Origin of the sequence: Thiolapillus sp., from assembly GCF_048562965.1 — a bacterium.
Classification (GTDB): Bacteria; Pseudomonadota; Gammaproteobacteria; order Chromatiales; family Chromatiaceae; genus Thiolapillus; species Thiolapillus brandeum_A.
On the sequence record NZ_JBHNMF010000297.1, the window covers coordinates 1 to 4,150 of the forward strand.

At 59.3% G+C, this 4,150-nt stretch carries 6 protein-coding genes; all 6 read left to right on the forward strand.

The window, feature by feature from the left end; translation table 11 throughout:
• Positions 1-219 precede the first annotated feature (219 nt).
• The 6 genes from ACOCD2_RS13500 to ACOCD2_RS13525 are packed head-to-tail and all read left to right on the forward strand — an operon-like array spanning position 220 to position 4,060.
• Positions 220-1,152 carry a carbohydrate kinase family protein gene (locus ACOCD2_RS13500; RefSeq protein ID WP_293648480.1) on the forward strand — a complete coding sequence of 311 codons (933 nt, stop codon included), beginning with the start codon at positions 220-222 and terminating at the stop codon, positions 1,150-1,152.
• Between the two features lie 16 nt (positions 1,153-1,168).
• Positions 1,169-1,699, forward strand: coding sequence for a molybdenum cofactor biosynthesis protein B (gene moaB / locus ACOCD2_RS13505; protein ID WP_293648477.1), 531 nt, complete (start codon positions 1,169-1,171; stop codon positions 1,697-1,699).
• Position 1,700: 1 nt separating this feature from the next.
• Positions 1,701-2,942, forward strand: coding sequence for a gephyrin-like molybdotransferase Glp (gene glp / locus ACOCD2_RS13510; RefSeq protein WP_293648474.1), 1,242 nt, complete (start codon positions 1,701-1,703; stop codon positions 2,940-2,942).
• Positions 2,939-3,193 carry a molybdopterin converting factor subunit 1 gene (gene moaD / locus ACOCD2_RS13515; protein WP_293648471.1) on the forward strand — a complete coding sequence of 85 codons (255 nt, stop codon included), beginning with the start codon at positions 2,939-2,941 and terminating at the stop codon, positions 3,191-3,193. The genes glp and moaD overlap by 4 nt, the downstream gene beginning before the upstream one ends.
• 49 nt (positions 3,194-3,242) lie before the next feature.
• On the forward strand, positions 3,243-3,692 hold the full coding sequence (locus tag ACOCD2_RS13520) for a hypothetical protein (RefSeq protein WP_293648469.1): 450 nt from the start codon (positions 3,243-3,245) through the stop codon (positions 3,690-3,692).
• A gap of 26 nt (positions 3,693-3,718) precedes the next feature.
• Positions 3,719-4,060: a hypothetical protein gene (locus ACOCD2_RS13525; protein ID WP_419612739.1), complete on the forward strand. Its 342-nt coding sequence runs from the start codon at positions 3,719-3,721 to the stop codon at positions 4,058-4,060.
• The last annotated feature ends 90 nt before the right edge of the window (positions 4,061-4,150 follow it).

Sequence of the window (4,150 nt, forward strand, 5' to 3'; positions counted from 1 at the left end):
GTGTTGGGTCAATAGCATAGACTCGGCGTACTATGATGTCAAGCCTCTACAGACATGAAAAAGCGATTGTAGATCCATGGAGGCAGGCTTGTACTCATCTTAGGGGTGAGTAGTTACACATATAGACCATTTCCAACCTTCACGAAAGAGCGGTCCACCTGTCGTTTTTGACCTGAATCAGCTACCATTGCAAAACTTTGAAATCAGCAGGTTCACCTCATGTCATCGCTTATCTGCGGCTCCTTTGCCTACGACACCATCATGGTGTTTCACGACCATTTCAAGAATCACATCCTGCCCGAGCAGGTGCATATTCTGAATGTCTCCTTTCTCGTGCCGGATATGCGCAGGGAGTTCGGCGGCTGTGGGGGAAACATCGCTTACAACCTGAAGCTGCTGGGCGGTGAAGGCGCGCCCATGGGCACGGTAGGCACAGACTTCACCCCCTATGCCGACTGGATGGACAGGCAGGGCATCAGTCGTGAGTATCTGTGGATCATCGATGGTGAATACACCGCCCAGGCCTATATCACCACGGATCAGGACGACAACCAGATCACGGCATTTCATCCTGGCGCCATGAACCACTCCCACCTGAACAAGGTCAGCGATACTGCGGGTGTGACCCTGGGGCTGCTGTCTCCCGATGGCCGCCAGGGCATGATCGAACATGCCGAGCAGTTTGCTGAAGCCGGCATACCCTTCATCTTTGATCCCGGCCAGGGCATGCCCATGTTCGATGGCGACGACCTGCTGCGTTTCGCCGAACAGGCCAGTTGGCTGGCCTTCAACGATTACGAAGCCAAGCTCATGCAGGAACGCACGGGAAAAACCATCGAAGCACTGGCGGGGCAGGTACAGGCCATCATCGTAACCCGCGGTAGTGAAGGTTCCAGCATTTTTACCGATGGCAGGGAGATCGTGATTCCCAGCGCGAAAGCGGCATCGCTCGAAGACCCCACAGGCTGTGGGGATGCCTACCGCGCCGGCCTGTTGTACGGTTTGCAGAACGGAATGGACTGGGAAACCACCGGCCGCATCGCCTCTCTCATGGGCGCGATCAAGATCGAACAAGCCGGCACCCAGAATCACCGTTTCACGCTGGATGAATTCAAGGCAAGATTCAACGAATCTTTTGGCTATTCGTTTTAACACAAGGTAAACAGACATGGGCCATACCCACGGTGACGAAAAATTCCTACCCCTGAAAATCGCTATCCTTACAGTTTCCGACAGCCGTACCGAAGAAACGGACAAGTCCGGCGGCTACCTCAAGGAAGCCGTGCAGGAAGCCGGGCATGTCTTCGTGGACAAGCAGATCGTCCCGGATGATATCTACCAGATGCGCGCGGCATTTTCTGCCTGGATTGCCGATCCGGGAGTGGAAGTCATCATCGCCACCGGCGGCACCGGCGTCACCGGCAGAGACAGCACACCGGAAGCCGTAACACCTTTGCTGGACAAACAGGTGGAGGGCTTTGGTGAGCTCTACCGCCAGATCTCCTTCGAGGAAATCGGCGCTTCCACCCTGCAGTCCCGCACGGTCGCCGGCCTGGCCAATGGCACCTTCGTGTTCTGCGTCCCCGGTTCCACCGGCGCCTGCCGCACCGCCTGGACAAAGATCCTTCAGCCTCAGCTGGATATCCGCACCCGCCCCTGCAATTTTGCTGTACTCATTCCCCGTCTGATGGAGAAGTAAGATGTCCGGATGCGACTGCACCCCAACGGTTTCCGACCTCAAACCCTATGAAGAAGCAGTGGAACTGCTGCTGTCCCATGCAAAGCCCCCGACCGCCACGGAAGAACTGGAACTCCATGACGCCCTGGGACGGGTGCTGGCTGCACCGGTAAGAAGCAGCATCAATGTTCCCGGCTGGGACAACAGCGCTATGGACGGATACGCGGTACGCGTGGCGGATATTCCCGCCGAAGGTGCCAGTCTCAGGATCTCCCAGCGCATTCCCGCCGGCGTGGCTCCCCAGCCCCTGGAGCCGGGAACGGCTGCACGCATCTTCACCGGCGCCCCCGTACCTGAAGGCGCCGACGCCGTGGTCATGCAGGAGCTGACCTGCCAGCAGGACGACGAAGTCATCATCAATACGGTTCCCCAGGCCGGCGCCCACATCCGGCGCACAGGCGAGGACATCCGCCAGGACGAAGAAATCATCCAGCCTGGCGCTCGCCTGCTGCCCCAGCACCTGGGCCTGGCCGCATCCGTGGGTGTGGGCAAACTCAGCGTATTCCAACGCCCCCGGGTGGCGGTGCTGGCCAGCGGTGACGAGCTGCAGATGCCGGGCGAACCACTCAAGCCGGGCATGATCTACAACTCCAACATTTTCACCGTGGCAGGCATGCTGCGTGCCCTGGGCTGCGAGGTCATCGACCTCGGCCAGGTGGAAGACACCCTGGAGGCCACCAAGCAAGCCTTGCTGGATGCCGCTGGCCAGGCCGACCTGGTCATCGCTTCGGGCGGTGTATCCGTTGGCGAAGAAGATCATGTCAAACCCGCTGTGGAAGCCCTGGGTGAGCTGAACATGTGGAAAGTGGCCATCCGCCCCGGCAAGCCCGTGGCCTTTGGCCACATCGGCGACACACCTTTTATCGGCACCCCCGGCAATCCCGTGTCCCTGTTCGTCACCTTCCTGCTGTTTGCCCGGCCCTTCATTCGCAGGATGGCGGGACTGAGTGAGGTCATGCCCGTCACCATCGAAGCAACTGCCGGCTTCGACTGGAACAAACCGGACAAGCGCCGCGAGTTCCACCGTGCACGACTAGAGAAACAAGCAGATGGCAGTGACCTGATCAGCGTCTATCCCAGCCGCTCCTCGGCCGTGCTCAGCTCCACCACCTGGGCCAACGGCCTGGTGGTGCTGCCCGAGAACCAGACCATCGAGGCCGGACAGAAAGTTCAGTTCATGCCCTTCAGTGAGTTGCTGTCATGATCAGGCTGTTGTATTTCGCCAGCCTGCGCGACCGCCTGCAAACGGACGGGGAAAGCCTGGCCCTGCCGGAGAACGTCAGTAACATTGGCGCTCTGAAAGCCTGTCTCGCCGGGCGGGGAGGCTCCTGGAAGGAAGTCTTCGCCAATGATGAACTGGTGCTGGCCGCCGTCAACCAGGAAATGGCCCAGGACGACACCCCTGTCAGGGACGGTGACGAGGTGGGTTTTTTCCCACCGGTGACCGGGGGCTGAAGGCCGGATATTCGGCTGGGTCATGAAGGCGGGAGGAAGCTGACAGACCATGCCCGGAGACCCAGATGAATTCACCCGTTTCAGGGAAAAAGCGCGGGCCGAAACATCACGGCGTTTGCTGGAGGAATTCAAGGAACGGGTGGAACAGGCAGTGCATGAGCACGGCGACCAGGCCCAGACCGGTTTTTGGACCTACAGGCCGGGCCATAGCTTCCCACCAGAAGCCATCCGCCATCCATCCGAGTATGACGGCGGCAGGTACCTGAACCTGGCCTGCACCCAGACAGACCTCAAACCCACCGCCCAGAGGAAACTGGTCGAATCCTGGTGTGAGGCGCTGCCCGGTCTGGACAAGGTGGAATTCCTGTGGCTTTCCAGCCGGGTCAATCAGCCCTTGTTCGATGCCGCCTGCCAGATGAAATCCCTAACCCGCATCGCTCACCGATCCCCTAGTTCCGGCGTTTTTGGGCGCCGGGACGTGGCCAAGATAGCCCGATAGCCCATTTCAAGCGTGTCTTCGGCCTCGTGATAGATTTTGGGGCGTCCCAGCCCCCAAAATCGACTCGGCCTTTGACAACCTATTGGTGCCCCAGCCGTCCTGGTCACCAAGCACTGCGCAACAACTTCGCAAGCTCGTTGCTGCTCCGTACTTGTCTCCCAATGACTGGACGCCGCGTTCGGAGGCCTACTTTGTTTTCCCTCTGGCGCAAGGCACGCCGGGAAAACAGTGCGGTCTCGCGGCTACTGGGGACTACCAGCCTTCGCTTCGCTCTCCATGGCTGGCAGCGCTCGTGCCAAGGTACTCGCCAAGAGAAGAGATTCTCGTGTTTTTTGCGCTCTCAGGGGCTCTGGAGGATGTTTTTTTGACAGAACAGACGCACCAGTCCCTCAGCACCCAGGACTGATTCTTTGAGTCGATGTTGTTGGGGACGGAAGAACCTATCCAGGCGGCGACCA